Here is a 21,644-nt window from a genome sequence, read left to right on the forward strand (position 1 = left end):
TCAGCCCCGGTTCTGTACGTGCTGGTAGCCGAAACGGCCCTTGATGCAGAGGTTGCCGTGGGTCACCGGGTTGTCGTGCGGCGAGGTGACCTTCACTATCTCATTGTCCTGCACGTGGAGCGTGAGGTTGCAGCCCACGCCGCAGTACGCGCACACGGTGGTCGTCTCCGTCTGCCGCGCCTCGTCCCAGGTACCCGCCGCCCGCATGTCGAACTCCGACTTGAACGACAGCGCCCCGGTCGGACACACCTCCACACAGTTCCCGCAGTAGACACAGGCCGAGTCGGTCAGCGGGGCGTCGTGCTCGACGGCGATCCGGGCGTCGAAGCCGCGCCCGGCGACAGAGATCGCGAAGCTGTTCTGCCACTGGTCGCCGCAGGCGTCGACGCATTTGTAGCAGAGGATGCACTTGTCGTAGTCGCGCACGTACAGATCGTTGTCGACCCTGGGCTCCTCGTTCAGGCGGGCCGCGTCGGGGCCGAAGCGGTCCGGTTTCGCCTCGTACTCCTTGATCCACTCGGCGGCACGCGGGGTCGTCGACAGGTCCACCGACGAGGCCAGCAGCTCCAGGACGATCCTGCGGCTGTGCCGGACGCGTTCGCTGCCGGTGCGGACCACCATCCCGGGCTCGGCCTTCCGGGAGCAGGCGGGTACGAGGGTCCGTGCCCCCTCCACCTCCACCACGCACACCCGGCAGGCGTTCTTCGGGCGCAGCGTGTCGCCCTCGCACAGGGTCGGCACGTCCTTCCCGGCCGCCCGGCAGGCGTCCAGGATCGTCGAGCCCTCCGGGACCCGCGCCTCTTCGCCGTCGATGGTGAACTCCAGCAGCCGGCGCGGGATCCCCAGCGGTGTCACGGTCATTCGTACGCCCCCAGACGGTCGATGGCGGATTCCACGGCGTTCCACGCGGTCTGGCCGAGACCGCAGATCGAGGCGTCCCGCATCGCCCGGCCCACCTCGCGCAGCAGCGCGACGTCCCCGGCCGCGTCGGCGCCGGTGCGCGCGACGATCCGGTGCAGCGCCTCCTCCTGCCGGACCGTGCCGACCCGGCAGGGCACGCACTGCCCGCAGGACTCGTCCCGGAAGAACTGGGCGATCCGGAGCAGGAGTTGCGGGAGCGGCACGGTGTCGTCGAAGGCCATGACCACACCCGAGCCGAGCGTGGTGCCCGCTTCCCGGGTGCCCTCGAAGGTGAGCGGGATGGCGAGTTCGTCCGGCCGTACGAAGCCGCCCGCGGCGCCGCCGAGCAGGACCGCCCGCACGTTCTCCCGCACCCCGGCCAGTTGGAGGAGTTCGCCGAGCGTGGCGCCGAAGGGGAGTTCGTAGATGCCGGGGTGGGCCACGCTCCCCGACACGCAGAAGAGCTTCGGGCCGGTGGACTTCGCCGTCCCGATCGCCGCGTACGCCGGGGCGCCCATGGTCAGGATCGGCAGGACGTTGACCAGCGTCTCCACGTTGTTCTCGACCGTCGGCTTCCCGAACAGCCCCTTCTCCACCGGGAACGGCGGCTTCGAGCGCGGCTCGCCCCGGTACCCCTCGATGGAGTTGAACAGGGCCGTCTCCTCACCGCAGATGTACGCCCCGGCGCCGCGCCGGATCTCGATGTCGAAGGCGAAGCCCTGCCCGAGAATGTCGTCGCCGAGGAAGCCCCGGGCGCGGGCCTGGTCGATCGCGTGCTGCAAACGGCGGGTCGCTCGCGGGTACTCGCCGCGGAGGTAGACGAAGCCCCGGTGCGCGCCGATCGCGTACGCCGCGATCGTCATCGCCTCCACCAGGGAGTACGGATCGCCCTCCATGATCACGCGGTCCTTGAAGGTGCCCGGCTCCGATTCGTCGGCGTTGCAGACCAGGTAGTGCGGGTGGTCGGGCTGGGACGCCGTGGCCTGCCACTTGCGGCCGGTGGGGAAGGCGGCGCCGCCGCGCCCGACCAGGCCCGAGTCGGTGACCTCGCGGATGACCCCGGCGGGGCCGAGCCCGAAGGCGAGCCGCAGGGCGGTGTAGCCGCCGTTCGCCCGGTAGTCGTCGAGCGAGGCCGGGTCGACCACGCCCACCCGCCGCAACAGGGTCAGCCCGTCCTGCCCCGCCTGGGGTACGGCCGTCGCGGCCGGCGGCTCCTCCGGCACCGAGTCGGGCGCGGTGGCCGCGAGGACGGCCGTCCCGACCGTCGCCGGGGCCGCCACCGCCGTACGCACCGGATCCCCGGCCCGGATCGCGAGGGCCGCCGGGGCCCGCTCGCACAGGCCCAGACAGGGGCTGCGCTCGACGTGCACCCCGGGACCGAGGCCCGCCTCCACCCCGGCGCACAGTGCGGCCGCCCCGGCCGCCGTGCACGCCAGGTCCGTGCAGACGTGCAGGACGGTCGCCGGGCGGGGCCTGACGGAGAACATCGCGTAGAAGGTGGCGACCCCGTAGGCCTCGGCAGGGGGGACGGTCAGGCGGCGGCAGAGGTAGCCGAGGGCGCCCTCGCTGATCCAGCCGATCCGGTCGTTGATCGCGTGCAGCCCCGGCAGCAGCAGGTCGCGGCGGTCCCGGGCCTCCCGGCCGCCGCGCGCCCACCGCAGATCCGCGTCGGAACGGTCGGCGCCCTCCCAGGAGGACTCCGGAGGGCCCAACAGGGCGTCGACGGCGGCCCGTTCGTCGTCCGTCGGTTTGCTGTCGCCGAAGTGCAGGTCCACTTGGTCACCTCACGATGGTCGCGACCGGGAGCTTCTCGATACGGATCGCCGACGCCTTGAACTCCGCCGTCCCCGCGATCGGGCAGTTCGCCTCGATCGTCAGCTGGTTGGTGTCCACCTCGTCGGGAAAGTGCATGGTCATGAAGGCGAGCCCGGGGCGCAGCGCCGTGTCGACCCAGACCGGCGCCACCACCGCGCCCCGCCGCGAGGACACCCGGACCTCCTCGCCGACGACCACCCCGAACCGCTCGGCGTCCTCCGGGCACAGCTCGATGTACTCGCCGCGCCGCAGCGGGGAGGCGTAACCGCCGCTCTGCACCCCGGTGTTGTAGGAGTCGAGGCGTCGTCCGGTGGTGAGCCGGATCGGGTAGTCCTCGTCGGTGAGGTCGACCGGCGGATCGTGCCGGACCAGCCCGAACGGTGCCGGCATCCCGCGCTTCGCCGGGTCCGTCTCCCACAACCGGCCGTGCAGGTACGTCGGTTCGAGGCGCTCGGTGCTCGGGCACGGCCACTGGATGCCCTGGTGCTCGACGAGCCGGTCGTACGTCATCCCGTAGTGGTCGGGAGAGACGGAGCGGAGTTCGTTCCAGACGGCCTCCGCGTCCTGGTACTTCCAGTCGTGGCCGAGCCGGGCCGCCAGCTCGCAGAGGATGTCGATGTCCTCGCGGGCCTCGCCGGGCGGGGTGACCGCACGGCGGACCCGCTGCACCCGGCGCTCGCTGTTGGTGGTCGTGCCCTCGGTCTCCGCCCAGCCGGCGGTCGCGGGCAGCACCACGTCCGCCAGCTCCGCCGTCTTCGTGAGGAAGATGTCCTGGACGACCAGGAAGTCGAGCGCCCGCAGCCGCCGTACCGCCTGCTCGCTGTCGGCCTCCGACTGGGCCGGGTTCTCGCCGATGCAGTAGACGGCCTTGAGCGTGCCCTCCTCCATCGCCTCGAACATCTCGGTCAGGTTCAGCCCGTAGTGCGGCTGGATGACCGTGTCCCAGGCCGACTCGAACTTGAGCCGGCTCTCCGGGTCGAGGATGTCCTGGAAGCCGGGCAGGCGGTTGGGGATCGCGCCCATGTCACCGCCGCCCTGCACGTTGTTCTGGCCGCGCAGCGGCTGCAACCCGGCGCCCCAGCGGCCCACCTGACCGGTGAGCAGGGAGAGGTTGATCAGGGCGCGGACGTTGTCGGTGCCGTTGTGGTGCTCGGTGATGCCGAGGGTCCAGCACAGCTGGGCGCGCTCGGCGCGGGCGTAGGCGTGCGCCAACTCCCGTATCGCACGCGCCGGTACGCCCGTCACCTTCTCGGCGAGGGACAGCGTCCACGGCTCGACGAGCGCCTTGTACGCCTCGAAGCCGGAGGTCGCCCGCTCGACGAACGCCTCGTTGACCAGCCCCGCGTGGATGATCTCCCGGCCGATCGCGTGCGCCATCGCTATGTCGGTGCCGACGTTCAGCCCGAGCCAGCTCTCCGCCCACTCGGCGGTGGAGGTGCGGCGCGGGTCGACGGCGTACATCCGGGCGCCGTTCCTGATCCCCTTCAGCACGTGCTGGAAGAAGATCGGGTGCGCGAAGCGGGCGTTGGAGCCCCACATCACGATGACGTCGGTGTGCTCGATCTCCTCGTACGAGGAGGTGCCGCCGCCGGAGCCGAAGGCCGCCGAGAGACCGGCGACGCTCGGGGCGTGACACGTCCGGTTGCAGGAGTCGACGTTGTTGGTGCCCATCACCACCCGGGCGAACTTCTGGGCCACGTAGTTCATCTCGTTGGTGGCGCGGGCGCAGGAGAACATCCCGAACGCGTCGCGGTTGCGCTCCAGGCCGCGGGCCGCGCGGTCCAGGGCCTCCTCCCAGCTCGCCTGCCGGAACGGCTCGTCGCGGGAGTCCCGGATCAGGGGGTGGGTGAGCCGGGTGTAGGTCTTCGGCTGCCTGTTCCTCATGCGGCTCATGCGGCACTCCTCAGCGCGAGCAGGTCCGAGATGGCGTGCACGGTGCGCAGGGTGGGCACCTGCACGCCGGTGATCTCCGCCAGCTCGACGACGGCCGCGAGCAGGACGTCGAGTTCCAGCGGCTTGCCGCGCTCCAGGTCCTGGAGCGTGGAGGTGCGGTGGTCGCCGACCTTCTCGGCGCCCGCCAGCCGGCGTTCGATGGAGACCCCGACCTCGCAGCCGAGCGCCTCGGCGACGTCGAGCGTCTCGCGCATCATGATCTCGATGACCCGCCGGGTGCCGCCGTGCAGGCACATCTGCCGCATCGTGGCGCGGGCCAGCGCGCTGATCGGGTTGAAGGAGATGTTGCCGAGCAGCTTGAGCCAGATGTCGTTGCGCAGGTCGGGCTCGACCGGGCACTTCAGCCCGCCGGTCTGCATGGCCTCGCTGAACCGCAGACAGCGCTTGGACACGCTGCGGTCGGGCTCGCCGACCGAGAACCTGGTGCCCTCCAAGTGCCGTACCACGCCGGGGGCTTCCAGTTCGGTGGCCGCGTACACCACGCAGCCGATGGCGCGTTCGGGGGCGAGCACGGCGCTGACGGTGCCGTCCGGGTCGACGCTCTCGACGCGGTGGCCGTCGTAGGGGCCGCCGTGCCGGTGGAAGTACCACCAGGGGATGCCGTTCTGGGCGGCGACCACCGCCGTCCGCTCGTGCAGCAGCGGCTCGACCAGCGGCCCGCACGCCGCGTACGAGTTGGCCTTCAGGCCCAGGAAGACGTAGTCGACCGGGCCGACCTCGGCCGGGTCGTCGGTGGCGTGGGCGTGCGCGGTGAAGTCGCCGCGCGGGCTGAGCACCCGTACTCCGTACTGCCTCATGGCCGCCAGATGGGGTCCACGGGCGATGAGATGCACGTCGGCGCCCGCACGGTGGAGCGCGGCACCGACGTAGGCGCCGATCGCACCGGCGCCGAGGACTGCGACTTTCACGGAACACTCCGTTCGGTTTGAGGGATACCGCGGAGGTGGCCTCGGGGGAGACCGGGTTGTGTCCGGATCGTGTGAAGCATCGGCCGAATCATGTCGACGAAATATTGTCTACAGTATGGAGTCGACGGCGACAAGGGTTCGGACGGCGACCGTTCGGCGCATTCTGGATACCGTTCAACGCATACGATCGAGTCCTCGGGTTCTCAACCACCCTGGCGGGGCCCTACCGTTCGGGATTCATGAGCAGCCCCCCTGTAGCACCGCCGGGCTGGAGCCGCTGGCTCGTCCCGCCCGCCGCCCTCTCCGTCCATCTCTCCATCGGCCAGGCCTACGCCTGGAGCGTGTTCAAGCCGCCGCTCGAATCCGCGCTGAACCTGAGCGGCACCGAAAGCGCGCTGCCCTTCCAGCTCGCGATCGTGATGCTCGGTCTGTCGGCCGCGTTCGGCGGCACCCTCGTCGAGCGCAACGGACCGCGCTGGGCCATGATGGTGGCCCTGATCTGCTTCTCCTCCGGCTTCCTGATCTCCGCACTCGGCGCCGAGACCAAGCAGTTCTGGCTGATCGTCCTCGGCTACGGCTTCGTCGGCGGCATCGGCCTCGGCATCGGCTACATCTCGCCGGTCTCCACGCTGATCAAGTGGTTCCCGGACCGGCCCGGCATGGCCACCGGCATCGCCATCATGGGCTTCGGCGGCGGCGCGCTGATCGCCTCGCCCTGGTCCGCGCAGATGCTCTCCTCCTTCGGAAGTGACAACGATGGCATCGCCCTCGCCTTCCTGGTGCACGGGCTGTCGTACGCCGTCTTCATGACCCTCGGCGTGCTGCTGATCCGGGTCCCGCGCACCGAGAAGCCGGTCCTGGACGCGCCGAGCGCCTTCGAGGGCGTGCAGGTCTCCGCGAACAGCGCGATCCGCACCCCGCAGTTCTGGTGCCTGTGGGTCGTGCTCTGCATGAACGTGACCGCGGGCATCGGCATCCTGGAGAAGGCCGCCCCGATGATCACGGACTTCTTCGCCGACAGCTCGACCCCGGTGTCGGTGTCCGCGGCGGCCGGGTTCGTCGCCCTGCTGTCCGCCGCCAACATGGCGGGCCGGATCGGCTGGTCGTCCACCTCCGACCTGATCGGCCGCAAGAACATCTACCGCGTCTATCTGGGCGTGGGCGCCGTGATGTACCTGCTCATCGCCCTGTTCGGGGACTCGTCGAAACCCCTGTTCATCCTCTGCGCCCTGGTGATCCTCTCCTTCTACGGCGGCGGCTTCGCGACCGTCCCCGCCTACCTGAAGGACCTCTTCGGCACCTACCAGGTCGGCGCCATCCACGGCCGGCTGCTCACCGCCTGGTCGCTGGCCGGTGTGCTCGGGCCGCTGATCGTCAACTGGATCGCCGACCACCAGAAGGACGCCGGCAAGCACGGCTCCGACCTGTACACGCTGTCCTTCGGCATCATGATCGGGCTGCTCGTCGTCGGGTTCGTCGCCAACGAGCTGGTCCGCCCCGTCCATGTCCGCCACCACATCCCCGCCCCGAGGGAGGCCGTCGATGTCGAACGAGAGCAGCCGGCCTGAGCCGGACCGCCGCTGGCTGATCGCCGTCGCCTGGACCTGGGTGGGCGCGCCGTTCGCCTACGGGGTGTACGAACTCGTGCAGAAAGCGACACAGCTGTTCAACGGGTGAGCCGGGAGAATGGTCGGGCGTCCGAGGGTCTGCAAGAAGCCGACAACTCGGGTGCCCGTTTCCTGTGGCCTCACGTGCCGTCGTACCCGTGAGTCACTGAACAGACTGGTGGACCCACACCGAGGCAACGAGGGGGCTCCACCACCCATGAACGGCTCGCGCATCGCCGCCGTCGGCCACTACCAGCCCGCCAGGGTACTCACCAACGAGGACCTGGCGGGCATGGTCGACACCAGTGACGAGTGGATCCGCAGCCGGGTGGGCATCAACACCCGGCACATCGCGGGCCCCGACGAACCCGTCGACGAACTGGCCGCACACGCCGCGGCCAAGGCCCTCGCCGCGGCCGGCCTCACCCCCGCGGACATCGACCTGGTGCTGGTCGCCACCTCCACCGCGATCGACCGTTCCCCGAACACCGCCGCGCGCGTCGCCGCCCGCCTGGGCATCCCGCAGCCCGCCGCGATGGACGTCAACGTCGTGTGCGCCGGTTTCACCCACGCGCTCGCCACCGCCGACCACACCGTCCGGGCGGGCGCCGCCACCCGGGCGCTCGTCATCGGCGCCGACAAGATGTCCGAGGTGACGGACTGGACCGACCGTACGACGTGCGTCCTGGTCGGCGACGGGGCGGGCGCGGCCGTGGTCGAGGCGTGCGGTCCGGGCGAGGAGCCCGGGATCGGGCCGGTCCTCTGGGGTTCCGTCCCCGAGATGAGCCACGCCGTACGGATCGAGGGCACCCCGCCCCGGTTCGCGCAGGAGGGGCAGAGCGTCTACCGCTGGGCCACCACCCAGCTGCCGCCCATCGCCCGGCGCGCCTGCGAGAAGGCCGGGGTGGCACCCGCCGACCTCGCGGCCGTCGTCCTGCACCAGGCCAACCTGCGGATCATCGAGCCCCTCGCGCAGAAGATCGGCGCGGTCGACGCGGTCGTCGCGCGGGATGTCACCGAGTCCGGGAACACGTCGGCGGCGAGCATCCCGCTGGCCCTTTCCAAGCTGGTCGAGCAGGGGCGTGTCTCCGGCGGCGACCCGATCCTGCTGTTCGGCTTCGGCGGCAACCTGTCCTATGCCGGGCAGGTCGTGCGCTGTCCCTGAGAGCGCGTTCTGCGGTGTGACGTGGTCAACTCCCGCTTCCTCTGGCAGCTGTGCGCCGTAGACTGTAGACGAAAGACAATCGATACTGAGTGTCGCCGCTCGTCACGGGTGTCTGCCGAAGGGGGACCCGATGTTGTCAGCCGGACTGCCGCAGGGCGCGGTGCCCAAGCTCGAACGCCCCGGACCGCTCCGCGACCGCGTCTACGAGGCGCTGCTGGAACTCATCACCACCCGTGCCCTCCAGCCCGGCCAGCACCTCGTCGAGAGCGAACTCGCCGGCCACCTCGGCGTGTCCAGGCAGCCGGTGCGCGAGGCGCTCCAGCGGCTGAACACCGAGGGCTGGGTGGACCTGCGGCCCGCCCAGGGCGCGTTCGTCCACGAGCCGACGGAGGACGAGGCCGACCAACTCCTCACCGTCCGCACGCTCCTTGAGGCGGAGGCGGCACGGCTGGCGGCGGCCAACGCGGGCAGCGCGGGAGTGGCCGCCCTCGAATCCCTGTGCGCCGAGGGCGAGAAGGCGGTCGCCGCGGACGACGTGGACACGGCCGTCGCCCTGAACGCCGCGTTCCACGCCAAGATCATGGACCTGGCCGGCAACGCGGTCCTCGCCGAACTCGCCGCCCAGGTGGACCGCCGGGTCCGCTGGTACTACACCCCGGTGGCCCGCCAGCGCGGCCACCAGTCCTGGATCGAGCACCGTGAGTTGATCGCGGCGATCACGGCCCGGGACGAGCAGCTGGCGACCCGCCTGATGCGCGAGCACACGGAGCACACCCGGCGGTCGTACCACGAGCGGGCCACGTCCTGACCCGGGCCGGGTGACGGCGGGGCGCGTCTGTTTTTACGGGTCGGCGTTTACAGGCCGGCTTTCGCAGGTCGGCGTTTATAGGTCGCCTCACGGCAGCGTGATGAGAGCGATGCTCTCTGCCGTCACGACGGCCAGCCGGGTGCCGTCGGGGTGGAGGGCGGCGACGGGGGTGGGAACGCGCCGGTAGCCGAAGCAGGTCGGTTTGACGGGCACGGCGACCTCGGGCCACTCCGCGACGATGCGCCCAGTGGCCGTGTCGAGCAGCCGCGGGTGGCCGAGGAACGAGATCACCTGGTCACCACGGGGCAGCAACAGCACCCCCGGCTCGGCATCGGCGACGGGGCTGCGGTGGAGCCAGCGCCCCTCGGACACGGACCACACCCCGAGGTGGCGCGGGGGCAGCCCGGCCGTCTCCTCCTCGTCGCACTCGTCAGCCCCCGTCGCCAGCACCAGCTGGTCGGCGTCGAGCCAGCAGCCTGCCGTCACCTCGCCGTTCATGACCGTCGCCGTCGGCAGCAGACCCTCGCCGTCCAGGGTGCCGGGGTCGTTGAGCGCGAGCGCGGTGTCGTAGACCAGGGCCATCCCGAAGGGCTGCCAGACCCAGCCGACCGAGAGCAGGTAGCGACCGTCCGGGCTCAGGGCGAGCCTGGCGTGGAAGACGTCCTCCGGCTCCCGCCCACCGGCGGTCAGCCGCTCGCCGCTCGCCGCGTCCTCGATCTGGAGCACGTTGTACTCGTCCGGGCAGTGCACGACGACCTCGCGTCCGTCGCCCAACCTGCCGAGGGCGAGCGGGTAGTCGTAGTTCGGCGCCCGGTAGTAGCTGCGGTTCAGCTCCCGTACGACCTGTTCGCCTTCGAGCAACGCGGCCTTGGTGCCGCGCTCCTGGTACACGGCGGAGTATCGCCCGGAGGCCGAGACGGTCCCCGCGTCGAACGGAAAGCTCCACATGTAGGGCGCCGGGCGCGCCACCCCGTCCGGGCCCCAGCGCCGCCCGCCCCCGGTCGCGGAAACCAGTTCGTCGCCGTCCCACACCAGCGACTTCGGCGGCGACTTCACCGGTATCGACTCCACGGTCACGATGACCACCCCCGTCCGGAGAACCTCGGGCAGGCCTCCCGCCGGGAATCTACGGGACCCTGCGCAGTCAGCGCGTACGAATTTCGCGGGTCCTGTTCCTCCTCCTACCTGTCGTCCCGGCACAGACAGAAGGGGTGACCGGCGGGATCGAACAGCACCCGTACGTGGTCCTGCGGCTGATCCGGTGCGAGTGCCGCTCCCATGGCGACGGCCTCGGCCACCGCCCTGTCCAGGTCGGCCACCTGGAAGTCGAGGTGCATCATCGTGCGCTGCTCACCGTCGACCGGCGGCCAGGTGGGCGGCCGGTAGCCGGCGGCCTCCTGGAAGACGATGTACACGGCTCCCTGGGGCGGGGCGACGACAGCCGTCCCGGGCTCCTCGTGCACGATCGGCCACTCCAGCAGTTCCGCGTAGAAGCGGGCCAGGAGTGCGGGGTCCGGTGCCTCGACGGCTGTTCCCCACCACATGCCGGTTGTTCGCGATCGCATGGTTGAACCTAGCGCGGTGCCGCGGGTCCTGCGTTGAACAGACCGACGAGCCGCTGGTCATTGGCGTGCGCGGTCCCATTGCGGGGGGAGCACCAGTTCTTCCTCGATCCCCTTCAGGGTCTGGCTGGCGGCCTAGTCACTCCCGTGAGCCGCGCCCCGGACGTCCTCCACGGCCGTCCGGGGCGCTCTCGTGTCTGGCGGTCCCTGGTGCCCCCGGTGGCCTCTCAGCCCCTCCGGATGCCCGTCCCACCCCACGACGGCCTATGCGGCAGCGGGCGGCTCCTGATCACCGCCGAGGGCGGCAGTTCAGGCTTCTTGAAGCGTTCCCATGCGTCACGGGCCTTCCCGGCGGACTCGATCGCATCCGGGACCTGGTCCAGCAGCCCCTTCACAGCGAAGAGCAGCACGGAAGCCACGCCAGCGATGGCGAGAATGATGATGATGGCGGCGCCGTCCACCGATCCTTACCTTCCCTGTCATGGGCCGGATCGGGTGCGCAGGCAGCCTCGATCCGAACCCTTCGGTTCGGACCGAGACACCCGCGCCGACGTGTGCGCAAATGTTCTCGGTGTTTTGGGGTTGGTAGCCCCAGGGGTTGTGAAGCGCAGAGGCAGTGGCTGTCCTGCTGGTCACCGACTCACGTCATCCGGAGTACACCGCGTTCGCAGCTTGGCGTACTCCAGTCGAGGAATGAGAGACAGGTTGCGTGCTCCGGCGACATGCCGGATCTCCACGATCCCTGAAGGTAGCACAATGTGATGGCCTGGATGCGCCATAGCAACTGAGCCCCACCCCGGTCGAATTGGGGTGGGGCTCAGGGGCTGGTCAGGGCGTAGGTGAGGGGGCGTCACCTGGGGGAGCTGTAGCAGTGGTGGGAGCAGGTGCAGCGAGGTATGAGCAGGATGCCCCGGCCGTGGGGGAGGGAGATGTCCCGGGTCTGGCGGCACTCCTGGTGCAGCTTCCAGTAACCCGGCCGCTGAGCGAGGGCGCATTCCGCGGACATGGTCGAGGTGTCCTCGGTGGGGGCGGTCACGGGAAGATGCCGCTGCTGCTGAACGAGTTCATGGCGCGGGTCCGCTCGGCCACGGCCCGCAAGCGCTCCTCGTCCGTGGCGCGCCGGACGTGAGCGGGGTCGGCGTCCCACTCGCGCCCTCCGGCCACCGGCCGCAGCTGGACGTACGGCCCTTCCCGGCCCATGACGTACCCGAGCTGGTCGCGGGCGGTGTCGATGACCAGGGTGCCGGCTGGCGCTTCCTGTTCCTCGGCGGTCACTCGCGGATGCCCTTCTGGAGCGCCCTCGCGAGGCGTACGGCGACGTCGGCGCGTACCCGTCCCAGCTCGATCAGCTGAAGTCCGGGCGACGCCGGGTCGCCCCTGAGCGAGGGGAAGACGATCCCCGCGCCGTCCAGGGCGGCTCTGAGAGCCTCCACCACCGCCTGCGTATCAGTGACGTCCTGCGTCTTCTTCGGTGCCATGAACCGGACGCTAGGCCTGGGCAGTTGGCCGGTACTACACTGTTTTCTCGATTTTTCTCGTGCTACTCATTGCCTGTCTCGATTTTTCTCACGAAGGTGGCTGGACGCTGTAGCCCCAGGCTCCGGCCCTGGTGATGCTGGTGTGATCGGTCCCCACTGAAAGGACGCTGGTCATGACCCGACGACTGCGCTTCAACGGCACTGGCAGCGGCGAGGGCGGCTGTCCCGCCGTGCACGAAGACCTGGACTCGGGCGAGATCATCGTGCACGGGCCCAGGCTCACCGACCCTGCCGCCATTGCCCAGCTCCAGCACCTGGGAGCGGACGAGATTCCGATCGTGGTCCCGCGCAACACGCTGGTCGACTTCGGTCCGAAGGAGCGCGACCCCGAGCGACGCATCATCGGCCTGGACCAGTTCGGCAGGCTCTTCGAGAAGTTCCAGCACTCGGCCTGGCACCTGGAGATGCGACGCCGGTACGCGGCCGACGAGCTGACCGACACCTGGGCCCAGTTCGTCCGGGGCGAGGAGCCGACGTGGGACCTGGACACCCCGTGGAGCCGCACCATCCGCGCGAAGACCGACGATGGCGCGTACGTCGGCCGGGTCCGGATCGTCGACAACCCTCCGACCACCGGCCAGCTGTACCTCCTGGCGTACGGCGATAAGAATGCGGCGCTGGGGGAGGACGCTCGCAGCATGTGGCGCGAGGACGCCCAGCGGGCCAACCTCCCCGACGAAGACTTCTGGGTCTTCGACTCGCAGCTCGTCGCGGTCCTCAACTTCGATGACGCGGACAACCTCACGGGCGCCGAGCTGATCACGGAACCGGCGGCCGTCAACCAGTACAACCGGCTGCGGGACGTTGCGCAGCACTACTCCGTCCCGTACAAGCAGTTCGCGGCGAACATGGCCGCGAAGGAGGCGTAGAGCAGGTGTGGCCCGGTGAGCACGGACTATCAGCAGGCCCGCGAGACCCTCGGTGCACGCCTGAGGGAGCTGCGGTTCTCGGCCCCTGAGGGCCGTCTCACCGGCACTGCTCTCGCCCGACGGCTCGGCTGGCCCAGCTCCAAGGTCTCGAAGCTGGAGCTGGGCAAGCAGACCGCCACCCCCGAGGACCTCCAGGCCTGGGCCGAGGCGTGCGGCCAGCCTGCCGCGTACGACGAGCTGCGCGCCCGGCTGGCGGGGTTCGAGTCGCACATACGGTCGTGGCGTCGGCAGCTGGTCGGCGGCCACAAGCCGGTGCAGGACGCCCACAACGAGGCACAGGCCAGCGCGAAGGTGCTGCGGGCCTGGGAGTCCTCGTGGATCGTCGGCGTTCTGCAGACCCCTGACTACGCCCGCGCCGTCCTCACCCGGTCGGCCGAACTCCACCAGTCGCCGCGTGACATCGAGGCCGCCGTACGGTCCCGTATGAAGCGCCAAGAGCTGCTGTACGCCGGGGGCCGCCGGTACCACATCCTGTTGTGGGAGCCCGTCCTCCGTTCGTTGATCTGCCCGCCCTCGGTCCTCACTGCTCAGCTCGACCGGCTCATGGGCGTCATCAACATGGACACCGTGGAGCTGGGCATCGTGCCGCTTACGGCGTCACTGAAGGCTCCGCCCAGTCTGGGCTTCTGGCTCTACGACGACCGCCAGGTGGTCACCGAGACCTGGCACGCGGAGCTTTGGCTGGACGACTCCGACTCCGTCGCCCTTTACCTCCGAACCTGGCGCACCCTCCGTGAGTCCGCCGTCTACGGCGCGGACGCCCACAACGTCATCAACTCGGCCCGCCGCGCCCTCAACCCTCTTTGAGGCCTGTGCGCAGACGTGATCCGAAAACACCGAAGGGGCGCCCCGTACAAAAACGGGGCGCCCCTTCTCGATACACCGTTCACTCAGCTGAAGCCGTATGGAGCCAACCAACAATGGTGCTTACGGTTGACATTACGATTTCAGTAACCTTCATGCCAACCTCCAGCCTGCTATTTGAAATTGTGCGCTTAGCGCGCGAACCACGGGTGTTGCTCTTACGGAGTGTGCGAATGACCTTGGAAAACTCGATAGAGTGCCAAATTGCCAAGCCAACCGTAAGCGTGATTGCCGGAATCGAACCGGCTTCAGCGACAGCTCAATGGACGGGGTGAGGGTCAAAGCTAGCACGGGTGACCGCATTTGGCGATGAGTCACCAAAGCCCGCAAGCCAGCGGCGAAGTCCCGGGGTGTCGGCTGCACTCTGGGACTTCCGCGCGTCACAGCACCTTCAAGGCCTTCAGCACCGCCAGGCACAGCAGCATGCAGCCCCCGAAGGAGCCCCCGCCGTACAGAACAGCCTGACCTGCAGGGGTGCCAGGCATGTGGTTCAGCCAGGCGGCTGCCATACCGACGTTGGTGGAGAAGGAGGCGCAGCTGAAGATGATCAGCGCCCTTACACCGAGAGAGGGGTTCAAGAGTCCGACTTACCTTCCTGGCGATCGGACTGTGGCACGCAGCTCTCAGCCGGACCGCCACGTGATGTACGTGAGGTCTTGCTGAGGCCGTGCCGACGATAAGGCTCTCGGTGCCTTGCCAGGGCGCTTCTGAACGATGCTCCGTTTTGGATAGTTCTTCCACATCAAGCATCCCGAGGGAGACGGCCTCGCGATGCCGGGCGGGGTTCCTGCCGCCCTTTCATTCCACTGCGATTCAGTCCGAACTGGTCCATCAACTGTAGATAGCCAGCTACTTAACTTCACGGAGCTGTCGGGCACTCCGCTCGCTTCACAGACAACCGTACCTGAAGCTAAGGGCGTTGAGTGACCAGACGCCCACGGTGGGTGCTCCCGGGGCCCGTCCGGGGGCCACGGCCCCACGCCCCGCCCGGCCACGAGAGGCCGCCGGAGACCCCACGGAAGACCGGGACGGGCCCACCGCTGGCCGGGGTACGTGCGTACGACGGCGGTCAGCTCCTGGGCGTCCGCCGGCACTCACACCGTTTCTGCCGCTCTCGTCGGTGGGCCGGTCCCGGATATCTCAGGCTGTCCGTCGAGGTCTTCCGCCTTCCGGACCGGGAACAGCATTGTCCGAGCCGGCGGCGAAGGCCGTCTCCGGAATCGGCTGAGTCCCGGACCCGGGTCCGGGACTCAGCACCGGGAGGACCTCGACCTGAGGCTCCCCGGAAACCGTCAGGTAGCCGTCTGTGCCTGTGCCGCCCCCACCTTCGTGGTCACCCCCCGCCCCGGCTGCCGCAACAGCAGCGCCACCCCCGCCGCCAGCATCGAGATGCCGCCGGCCAGGGCGTACGCGCCGTTGTAGCCCCAGGCGCCGACCACCATGGAGCCGAGGCCGCCGCCGAAGAGGCCGCTGATGAGTTTGCCGCTGTAGACGAGGCCGTAGTTGGTGGCGTTGTAGTTCTCGCCGAAGTAGTCCGGGGTGAGGGCGGCGAAGAGCGGGTAGAAGGCGCCGCCGCCGAAGCCGGAGAGGAAGGCGAAGAACAGGAAGAGCCATTCGCTCTTGATGTCACCGGCCCAGATCACGCCGAACTGGGCGAGGCCGAGGACGACGATCACGAAGACGAGGGTCGGTTTGCGGCCGAGGCGGTCGGAGAGCCAGCCGACCACACCGCGGCCTATGCCGTTGATGACCGCCATCACGCCCATGGAGGAGGCCGCGACCAGCGGGCCGAAGCCGACGTCCTTCGCGAAGTCCACCTGGAACGAGATGCCGAAGATCGAGACGCCCGCTGTCATGACGATGGAGATCCACATCAGGGGGAGCATGCCCGTGCGGATCGCCTCCTTCGGCGTGAACTGGCGTACCGCGGGCGGGTTCTTGGCGAGGGCCGCGCCGGTCCTGGTGTCGGTCGCGTGCGTGAGCGGGTCGACGTCGGCCGGCCACCAGTTCTTCGGCGGGTCCTTGAAGAAGAACGCGGTGACCAGGACGACGACCATCACGTAGGCGCCGATCAGGTCCAGGACGCGGTGGTAGTTGGCCGTGTCGAAGGCGTAGTTGAAGATGAAGATGAACGGGAGCGAGCCGTAGGCGAAGCCGCCGTTCACGAACCCCGTGCGGGCGCCCCGGCGTTCGGGGAACCACTTGCCGACCATGTTGATGCAGGTCGCGTAGACCAGGCCGGAGCCGAGGCCGCCGATCACGCCGAAGCCTATGATCGCCAGCCAGATCTCGCTGATGTGGGAGAGGGCCAGGAAGCCGATCAGGCACATCACGGAGCCGGTGTACATCGCCCGGCGGGCCGTGAGGATGCCCTTCTCGCGCAGCCAGCCCGCCGGGAAGGCGATGCCGGCCTGGAAGAACACCCAGATGCTCAGGATCCAGAAGGTGTTGGACTGCGTCCAGCCGTGCGCGTGGGAGAGGGTGTCCTCCGCGGAGCCGTACGCGTACTCGAAGACGCTGATGGCCATCATGGCGATCCACGGCAGGTACACCATGATGTTGCGGGAGTGGCCGAGGATGTCCCGGTCGGTCTCCCCGATCCGGTACACCCGGCCGCGCGCGTCCGTGACCTCGCGGTACGGACGCCGGCCGGCGTCGGTGCTGTTCGTGGCTACAGGGTCTGCCGTCATGTCACGCCATCTCCTCGCCGAGCGGATGCGGGTTGGGGACGATGCGCCGGGCGCTGGGCCTGCCCGGTGCCTTGAGGAAGAGGGCCAGCACTGCGGAGGCCAGACCGACGGAGCCCGCGAGCACGAACGCGCCGTGGTAGTCCCACTCACCGACGACGACCGCGCCCAGACCGGAGCCCACCAGACCGGAGATCAGCTTGGAGCTGTAGACCATTCCGTAGTTGGTGGCGTTGTTGTTCTCACCGAAGTAGTCCGCCGTCATGGCCGCGAAGAGCGGGAAGATCGCCCCGCCGCCGAACCCGGAGACCATGGAGCAGAACAGGAAGAACGGCATGCTGTGCATCTGGCCGGAGACCAGCACGCCGAACTGCGCGGTGCCGAGCACGATGCACACGATGATGAGCGTGTTGCGGCGGCCGTACCGGTCGGAGATCCAGCCGATGACGCCGCGCCCGGTGCCGTTGACGATCGCCTTCAGGGACATGGCCGTGGCCACGATCCCGCCCGCGAACCCCATGTCCTTGCCGAACGGCACCTGGAAGGCGATGCCGAAGATATTGATCCCGGCCGTGCAGAGCAGACAGAACCACATCATCCACAGGACGGGCGTACGGGCTGCCTCCTTGGGTGTGTACTGCTTGATCGCCGGCGGGTTCTTCTCCAACGCCCGCCGTATCCTGGGATCCTGAGTCGCCTTCAGCGGGTCGACGTGCGGCGGCCACCAGTTCTTCGGCGGGTCCTTGAAGAACCAGCCGGCCGACGCCACCACCAGACACAGCCCGATGCCGACCGAGGAGAGCAGGACCTTGTAGTTGCTCAGGTCGAGGACCGAGGTGAACAGGAACACGAACGGCACCGACCCGTAGGCGAAACCGCCGTTCACGAAGCCCGTCTTGCCGCCCTTGCGCTCCGGATACCACTTGCCGACCATGTTCACGCAGGTCGCATAGACAAGACCGGCGCCGATGCCGCTGCACATGCCGAAGCCGAGATAGGCGACGACCAGGTTCGGCGCGAACGCCAGCGACACGTAGCCCAGCAGCGTGCCCACCGCGCCGATCAGCATGGCCGTACGGGCGGGGAGCCGACCGCTCTCCCGCAGCTGCCCGGCCGGGAAGGCCACGGCCGCCTGGAAGAAAACCCAGACGCCCATCAGCCAGAAGATGTGCCCGCTGCTCCACAGATGCGCCTCGTGCAGCGTGTCCTCCGCCGACGTGAACGCGTACTCGGCGGAGCTGATGCCCATCATGCCCACCCAGGGCAGGATGACCATCCACTTGCGTGTGCGGCCCATCAGATCGACATCGCGTTCGCCGATCCGGTACATGCGGCCGTTGCGGTCCGTCACCTCCCTGAAAGGGACGGACGCCGATAGATCGATGGATGACATGTTCGCTCAGCACCCCTTGCGTCGAAAGCTCTGGCCAGCGCCCCCTGTCCAATGCCTTTCGTGCGCGCACGGGTCCCGGGGCCGGCCGGGGACGCGCTCCGCCGGCCGGCCCCTTCCTCGGCTACGTCATGACCCGCCCCCCAACAGTCCGGCCGCCCGCGCCCAGCGGTACTTGGCGCCGAGCACGGCCACCGGCCGTTCGGTCGTGTACGGGTACGCCACGACCCCCCGCTCGTACAGGTACTGGCAGGCCTCCTCGACCTCGACGTCCCCCGCGAGCGAGGCGACGACCGGCTTCTCGATGCCCCGCTCCCGGAACTCCGCGACCACCCGCGCGGTCAGCTCCGCGAACACCATCGGCGGGGTGACGATGGTGTGCCAGTAGCCGAGGACGAGCGCGTGGATCCGCGGGTCCTCCAGGCCCAGCCGGATCGTCGCCTCGTACGTCGACGGCGGCTCGCCGCCCGTGATGTCCACCGGGTTGCCGGCGGCGCCGAACGGCGGGATGAAGCGGCGGAACGCCTCGTCCAGGTCCGGCGGGATCTCCATCAGGGTCAGCCCGTTGTCGGTGATCGCGTCGGACAGCAGGACACCGCTGCCGCCCGCACCGGTGATGATCACGACGTTGTCGCCCTGCGGGGGCGGCAGCACCGGCAGGCCGCGCGCGTACTCCAGCATGTCGTTCAGGCCCGGCGCCCGGATGACGCCCGCCTGCCGCAGGATGTCGTCGTACACCGCGTCGTCGCCCGCGAGCGCGCCGGTGTGCGAACCGGCCGCCTTGGCACCGGCCGCCGTACGGCCCGCCTTGAGGACCACGACCGGCTTCTTCGGTACGGTCGCCCGCGCCGCCTCGACGAAGGCGCGGCCGTCCTTCAGGTCCTCCAGGTGCATCGCGATGCACTCGGTGTGCGGGTCCTCGCCGAACCAGGTCAGCAGGTCGTCCTCGTCCAGGTCCGACTTGTTGCCGAGGCCGACGATCGCCGACACACCCGTCTTCGTGGTGCGCGCGAAGCCCAGGATCGCCATGCCGATCCCGCCCGACTGGGACGTCAGCGCCACGCCGCCCTTCACGTCGTACGGAGTGCAGAACGTGGCGCACAGGTCCTGCCAGGTGGAGTAGTAGCCGTAGATGTTCGGGCCGAGCAGCCGGATGCCGTACCGCTCGCCGATCGCGACGATCTCCTCCTGGAGCTCGTGCTCACCGGTCTCCGCGAAACCGGACGGGATCAGGACGGCGTTGGGGATCTTCTTCCGGCCCACCTCCTCCAGCGCCGCTGCCACGAACTTGGCGGGGATGGCGAAGACGGCCACATCCACCTCACCGGGAACGTCCGTGACACTCTTGTACGCCTTGCGGCCCAGAATGTCATCGGCCTTGGGGTTCACCGGATGGATCTCCCCGGCGAAGCCGCCGTCCACGAGGTTGCGCATCACCGAGTTGCCGATCTTGCCCTGCTCGTTGGAGGCGCCGATCACGGCGACCGAGCGGGGCTGCATCAGCCGGCGCATGGAGGTGAGGATCTCGTCGCGGGTGTACTTCTTGCGCTCCGGCGGCTGCTTCTCCGCGAGGATGATCCGGATGTCGGCGGCGACCGCGCCTTCCGGCGTGGCGATCACCGGGTTGAGGTCCACCTCGGCGATCTCCGGGAAGTCCGCGACCAGTTGGGAGACCCGGCGGATCTGCTCGGCGACCGCCCACCGGTCCACCCCGGCCTGCCCGCGCACCCCGCGCAGCACCTCGGCCGCCTCGATGGAGTCCAGCATCGACAGCGCCTCGTCGGCGGAGACGGGCGCGAGCCGGAAGGTCACGTCCTTCAGCACCTCGACCAGCACCCCGCCGAGCCCGAAGGCGACGACCTTCCCGAAGGTGGGGTCGGTGACCGCGCCGACGATCACCTCCGTGCCCTTCGGCAGCAGTTCCTGGACCTGGACGCCCTCGATGCGCGCATCGGCGTTGTAGGCCTTGGCGTTCTCGACGATCCGGTGGAAGGCCGCCCGCACGTCCGCCGCGCCCTCCACCCCGACGACGACCCCGCCCGCGTCGGTCTTGTGCAGGATGTCCGGCGACACGATCTTCATGACCACCGCTCCGGCGAAGCGTGCCGCGTACGCCACCGCCTCGTCGACGTCGGTGGCCAGCTCCTCGCCCGGTACGGCGATCCCGTACGCGTCGGCGACCACCTTGCCCTCCGGCGCCGTGAGTGCCGTACGGCCCTTCGCGCGCACGGAGTCGAGGAGCTCGCGGACCCGCAGCTCCCGGTCCTCTGCCATCACGTCAGATCACTCCGTTCGACTTGAGCAGGCGCAACTCTTCGTCGCCGAGGCCGAGTTCGCCGATGTAGACCGCTTCGTTGTGCTCGCCGAGCAGCGGCGAACCGGTGACGTCGACCGGGGAGTCGGAGAGCTTGAGCGGGCTGCCGACGGTGACGAACTCGCCGCGCTCGGGGTGCGGGACGGTCACCACCATCTCGTTGGCGACCAGCGACTCGTCCTCGATGATCTCCTTGGTGGAGAGGATCGGCCCGCACGGGATGTTGTGGGCGTTGAGCTTCTCCAGTACCTCCCACTTGGGGAGTGTCGAGGACCACTCCTCGATCAGCTGGAACATCTTGTTGAGCTTGGGCAGGCGGGACTCCGGGGTCGCCCACTCGGGGTCGTCCGCGAGCTCCGGCCGGCCGATCAGCTGGGTGATCGGCTGCCAGCCGACGGGCTGCACGATGACGTACACGTAGTCGTTCGGGCCGCCCGGCGCGCACTTGACCGCCCAGCCGGGCTGGCCGCCGCCGGAGGCGTTGCCGGAGCGCGGCACCTCGTCGCCGAAGTCCTCGTTCGGGTACTCGGCCAGCCGGCCGTGGGCGAGCCGCTGCTGGTCGCGCAGCTTCACCCGGCACAGGTTGAGCACGGCGTGCTGCATGGCGACGTTGACACGCTGGCCGCGGCCGGTGTGCTCCCGCTGGAAGAGTGCCGCCAGTATTCCGGCTACTGCATGCACTCCGGTGCCCGAGTCACCGATCTGCGCGCCCGTGGCCAGCGGCGGCCCGTCCTCGAAGCCGGTGGTGGCCATCGACCCGCCCATCGCCTGGGCGACGACCTCGTACGCCTTGAAGTTGGTGTACGGGCCGTCCCCGAACCCCTTGATGGAGGCGTAGACGATCCGGGGGTTGATCTCCTTGATGCGGTCCCAGGTGAACCCCATCCGGTCGACCGCGCCGGGACCGAAGTTCTCCACCATCACGTCCGAGCGGCGGATCAGCTCGGTGAGGAGTTCCTTGCCGCGCTCGGTCTTGGTGTTGAGGGTGATGCTCCGCTTGTTGCAGTTGAGCATCGTGAAGTAGAGGGAGTCGACGTCCGGGAGGTCGCGCAGCTGCTTGCGCGTGATGTCACCGGTCGGCGCCTCCAGCTTGACCACGTCCGCGCCGAGCCAGGCGAGCAGCTGGGTGGCGGAGGGGCCCGACTGGACGTGGGTCATGTCGAGGACGCGAATGCCCTCAAGTGCCTTGGCGGTCATGGGCGTT

Annotated in this window: 21 protein-coding genes; 6 read left to right on the forward strand and 15 right to left on the reverse strand. The window is 69.3% G+C overall.

What is annotated here, in order from left to right; genetic code table 11:
• From ABT137_RS39660 to ABT137_RS39675, 4 genes are read right to left on the reverse strand one after another with little or no spacing between them, the layout of a single operon-like run.
• Window positions 1-861 (reverse strand): 2Fe-2S iron-sulfur cluster-binding protein, encoded by an 861-nt coding sequence (locus ABT137_RS39660; RefSeq protein ID WP_351716547.1) that lies wholly within the window; start codon window positions 859-861, stop codon window positions 1-3.
• The gene (locus ABT137_RS39665; RefSeq protein ID WP_351716549.1) at window positions 858-2,675 is read right to left on the reverse strand and encodes an NADH-ubiquinone oxidoreductase-F iron-sulfur binding region domain-containing protein; all 1,818 of its coding nucleotides are present in this window, start codon (window positions 2,673-2,675) and stop codon (window positions 858-860) included. Before ABT137_RS39665 ends, ABT137_RS39660 begins: the two co-directional genes overlap by 4 nt.
• 4 nt (window positions 2,676-2,679) lie before the next feature.
• Window positions 2,680-4,599, reverse strand: coding sequence for a molybdopterin oxidoreductase family protein (locus tag ABT137_RS39670; RefSeq protein WP_351716615.1), 1,920 nt, complete (start codon window positions 4,597-4,599; stop codon window positions 2,680-2,682).
• A gap of 5 nt (window positions 4,600-4,604) precedes the next feature.
• Window positions 4,605-5,576: a 2-dehydropantoate 2-reductase gene (locus ABT137_RS39675; RefSeq protein WP_351716551.1), complete on the reverse strand. Its 972-nt coding sequence runs from the start codon at window positions 5,574-5,576 to the stop codon at window positions 4,605-4,607.
• Between the two features lie 239 nt (window positions 5,577-5,815).
• Between ABT137_RS39675 and ABT137_RS39680 the strand changes: the two genes are divergently transcribed.
• The 4 genes from ABT137_RS39680 to ABT137_RS39695 all read left to right on the forward strand — a co-directional run bounded on the left by ABT137_RS39680 (window position 5,816) and on the right by ABT137_RS39695 (window position 9,156).
• Entirely contained in the window at window positions 5,816-7,144 is a 1,329-nt protein-coding gene (locus ABT137_RS39680; RefSeq protein ID WP_351716554.1) for an OFA family MFS transporter, read from the forward strand.
• Window positions 7,119-7,253, forward strand: a complete 135-nt coding sequence (locus ABT137_RS39685) for an MFS transporter small subunit (RefSeq protein ID WP_351716556.1) — start codon at window positions 7,119-7,121, stop codon at window positions 7,251-7,253. The genes ABT137_RS39680 and ABT137_RS39685 overlap by 26 nt, the downstream gene beginning before the upstream one ends.
• Before the next feature lie 147 nt (window positions 7,254-7,400).
• Complete coding sequence (locus tag ABT137_RS39690) at window positions 7,401-8,348, forward strand: beta-ketoacyl-ACP synthase III (protein ID WP_351716559.1); 948 nt, start codon at window positions 7,401-7,403, stop codon at window positions 8,346-8,348.
• Window positions 8,349-8,478: 130 nt separating this feature from the next.
• The gene (locus tag ABT137_RS39695) at window positions 8,479-9,156 is read left to right on the forward strand and encodes a GntR family transcriptional regulator (protein WP_351716561.1); all 678 of its coding nucleotides are present in this window, start codon (window positions 8,479-8,481) and stop codon (window positions 9,154-9,156) included.
• Between the two features lie 87 nt (window positions 9,157-9,243).
• Here the strand turns inward: ABT137_RS39695 and ABT137_RS39700 are convergent, their stop codons facing one another.
• The 6 genes from ABT137_RS39700 to ABT137_RS39725 all read right to left on the reverse strand — a co-directional run bounded on the left by ABT137_RS39700 (window position 9,244) and on the right by ABT137_RS39725 (window position 12,196).
• Complete coding sequence (locus ABT137_RS39700; RefSeq protein WP_351716563.1) at window positions 9,244-10,233, reverse strand: WD40 repeat domain-containing protein; 990 nt, start codon at window positions 10,231-10,233, stop codon at window positions 9,244-9,246.
• Window positions 10,234-10,337: 104 nt separating this feature from the next.
• Window positions 10,338-10,721 carry a VOC family protein gene (locus tag ABT137_RS39705; RefSeq protein ID WP_351716565.1) on the reverse strand — a complete coding sequence of 128 codons (384 nt, stop codon included), beginning with the start codon at window positions 10,719-10,721 and terminating at the stop codon, window positions 10,338-10,340.
• A gap of 224 nt (window positions 10,722-10,945) precedes the next feature.
• Entirely contained in the window at window positions 10,946-11,179 is a 234-nt protein-coding gene (locus tag ABT137_RS39710) for a hypothetical protein (protein ID WP_351716567.1), read from the reverse strand.
• A 389-nt stretch (window positions 11,180-11,568) separates the two neighbouring features.
• Window positions 11,569-11,754 (reverse strand): hypothetical protein, encoded by a 186-nt coding sequence (locus tag ABT137_RS39715; RefSeq protein WP_351716569.1) that lies wholly within the window; start codon window positions 11,752-11,754, stop codon window positions 11,569-11,571.
• Window positions 11,751-11,993: a hypothetical protein gene (locus tag ABT137_RS39720; RefSeq protein ID WP_351716617.1), complete on the reverse strand. Its 243-nt coding sequence runs from the start codon at window positions 11,991-11,993 to the stop codon at window positions 11,751-11,753. The genes ABT137_RS39715 and ABT137_RS39720 overlap by 4 nt, the downstream gene beginning before the upstream one ends.
• Window positions 11,990-12,196: a hypothetical protein gene (locus ABT137_RS39725; protein ID WP_351716571.1), complete on the reverse strand. Its 207-nt coding sequence runs from the start codon at window positions 12,194-12,196 to the stop codon at window positions 11,990-11,992. Before ABT137_RS39725 ends, ABT137_RS39720 begins: the two co-directional genes overlap by 4 nt.
• 173 nt (window positions 12,197-12,369) lie before the next feature.
• On the opposite strand from ABT137_RS39725, the gene ABT137_RS39730 reads away from it, so the two are divergent.
• Together ABT137_RS39730 and ABT137_RS39735 are read left to right on the forward strand one after the other, a co-directional pair.
• Complete coding sequence (locus ABT137_RS39730) at window positions 12,370-13,125, forward strand: DUF6879 family protein (RefSeq protein ID WP_351716573.1); 756 nt, start codon at window positions 12,370-12,372, stop codon at window positions 13,123-13,125.
• A gap of 15 nt (window positions 13,126-13,140) precedes the next feature.
• Window positions 13,141-13,992 (forward strand): helix-turn-helix domain-containing protein, encoded by an 852-nt coding sequence (locus tag ABT137_RS39735; protein ID WP_351716576.1) that lies wholly within the window; start codon window positions 13,141-13,143, stop codon window positions 13,990-13,992.
• A gap of 437 nt (window positions 13,993-14,429) precedes the next feature.
• On the opposite strand, the gene ABT137_RS39740 is transcribed toward ABT137_RS39735, so the two are convergent.
• From ABT137_RS39740 to frc, 5 genes are all read right to left on the reverse strand, one after another.
• Window positions 14,430-14,627, reverse strand: coding sequence for a hypothetical protein (locus ABT137_RS39740; RefSeq protein ID WP_351716578.1), 198 nt, complete (start codon window positions 14,625-14,627; stop codon window positions 14,430-14,432).
• A gap of 714 nt (window positions 14,628-15,341) precedes the next feature.
• On the reverse strand, window positions 15,342-16,739 hold the full coding sequence (locus ABT137_RS39745) for an OFA family MFS transporter (RefSeq protein WP_351716580.1): 1,398 nt from the start codon (window positions 16,737-16,739) through the stop codon (window positions 15,342-15,344).
• Between the two features lies 1 nt (window position 16,740).
• A complete protein-coding gene (locus tag ABT137_RS39750; RefSeq protein ID WP_351716582.1) occupies window positions 16,741-18,129 on the reverse strand; it encodes an OFA family MFS transporter in 1,389 nt (462 codons plus the stop codon).
• A 126-nt stretch (window positions 18,130-18,255) separates the two neighbouring features.
• Window positions 18,256-20,400, reverse strand: coding sequence for an acetate--CoA ligase family protein (locus tag ABT137_RS39755; protein WP_351716583.1), 2,145 nt, complete (start codon window positions 20,398-20,400; stop codon window positions 18,256-18,258).
• Window positions 20,401-20,404: 4 nt separating this feature from the next.
• The gene (gene frc, locus ABT137_RS39760; protein WP_351716585.1) at window positions 20,405-21,637 is read right to left on the reverse strand and encodes a formyl-CoA transferase; all 1,233 of its coding nucleotides are present in this window, start codon (window positions 21,635-21,637) and stop codon (window positions 20,405-20,407) included.
• Between the last annotated feature and the right edge of the window lie 7 nt (window positions 21,638-21,644).

It is taken from the genome of Streptomyces sp. NPDC001980 (assembly GCF_040296885.1).
Taxonomy (GTDB): Bacteria; Actinomycetota; Actinomycetes; order Streptomycetales; family Streptomycetaceae; genus Streptomyces.

What these genes read in the sequence shown, in the direction of transcription:
- ABT137_RS39660 (WP_351716547.1), bottom strand. Translation starts at nt 861, where the DNA reads ATGACCGTGACACCGCTGGGGATCCCGCGCCGGCTGCTGGAGTTCACC.
- ABT137_RS39670 (WP_351716615.1), bottom strand. Translation starts at nt 4,599, where the DNA reads ATGAGGAACAGGCAGCCGAAGACCTACACCCGGCTCACCCACCCCCTG.
- ABT137_RS39680 (WP_351716554.1), top strand. Translation starts at nt 5,816, where the DNA reads ATGAGCAGCCCCCCTGTAGCACCGCCGGGCTGGAGCCGCTGGCTCGTC.
- ABT137_RS39685 (WP_351716556.1), top strand. Translation starts at nt 7,119, where the DNA reads ATGTCGAACGAGAGCAGCCGGCCTGAGCCGGACCGCCGCTGGCTGATC.
- ABT137_RS39690 (WP_351716559.1), top strand. Translation starts at nt 7,401, where the DNA reads ATGAACGGCTCGCGCATCGCCGCCGTCGGCCACTACCAGCCCGCCAGG.
- ABT137_RS39695 (WP_351716561.1), top strand. Translation starts at nt 8,479, where the DNA reads ATGTTGTCAGCCGGACTGCCGCAGGGCGCGGTGCCCAAGCTCGAACGC.
- ABT137_RS39705 (WP_351716565.1), bottom strand. Translation starts at nt 10,721, where the DNA reads ATGCGATCGCGAACAACCGGCATGTGGTGGGGAACAGCCGTCGAGGCA.
- ABT137_RS39725 (WP_351716571.1), bottom strand. Translation starts at nt 12,196, where the DNA reads ATGGCACCGAAGAAGACGCAGGACGTCACTGATACGCAGGCGGTGGTG.
- ABT137_RS39730 (WP_351716573.1), top strand. Translation starts at nt 12,370, where the DNA reads ATGACCCGACGACTGCGCTTCAACGGCACTGGCAGCGGCGAGGGCGGC.
- ABT137_RS39745 (WP_351716580.1), bottom strand. Translation starts at nt 16,739, where the DNA reads ATGACGGCAGACCCTGTAGCCACGAACAGCACCGACGCCGGCCGGCGT.
- ABT137_RS39750 (WP_351716582.1), bottom strand. Translation starts at nt 18,129, where the DNA reads ATGTCATCCATCGATCTATCGGCGTCCGTCCCTTTCAGGGAGGTGACG.
- ABT137_RS39755 (WP_351716583.1), bottom strand. Translation starts at nt 20,400, where the DNA reads ATGGCAGAGGACCGGGAGCTGCGGGTCCGCGAGCTCCTCGACTCCGTG.
- frc (WP_351716585.1), bottom strand. Translation starts at nt 21,637, where the DNA reads ATGACCGCCAAGGCACTTGAGGGCATTCGCGTCCTCGACATGACCCAC.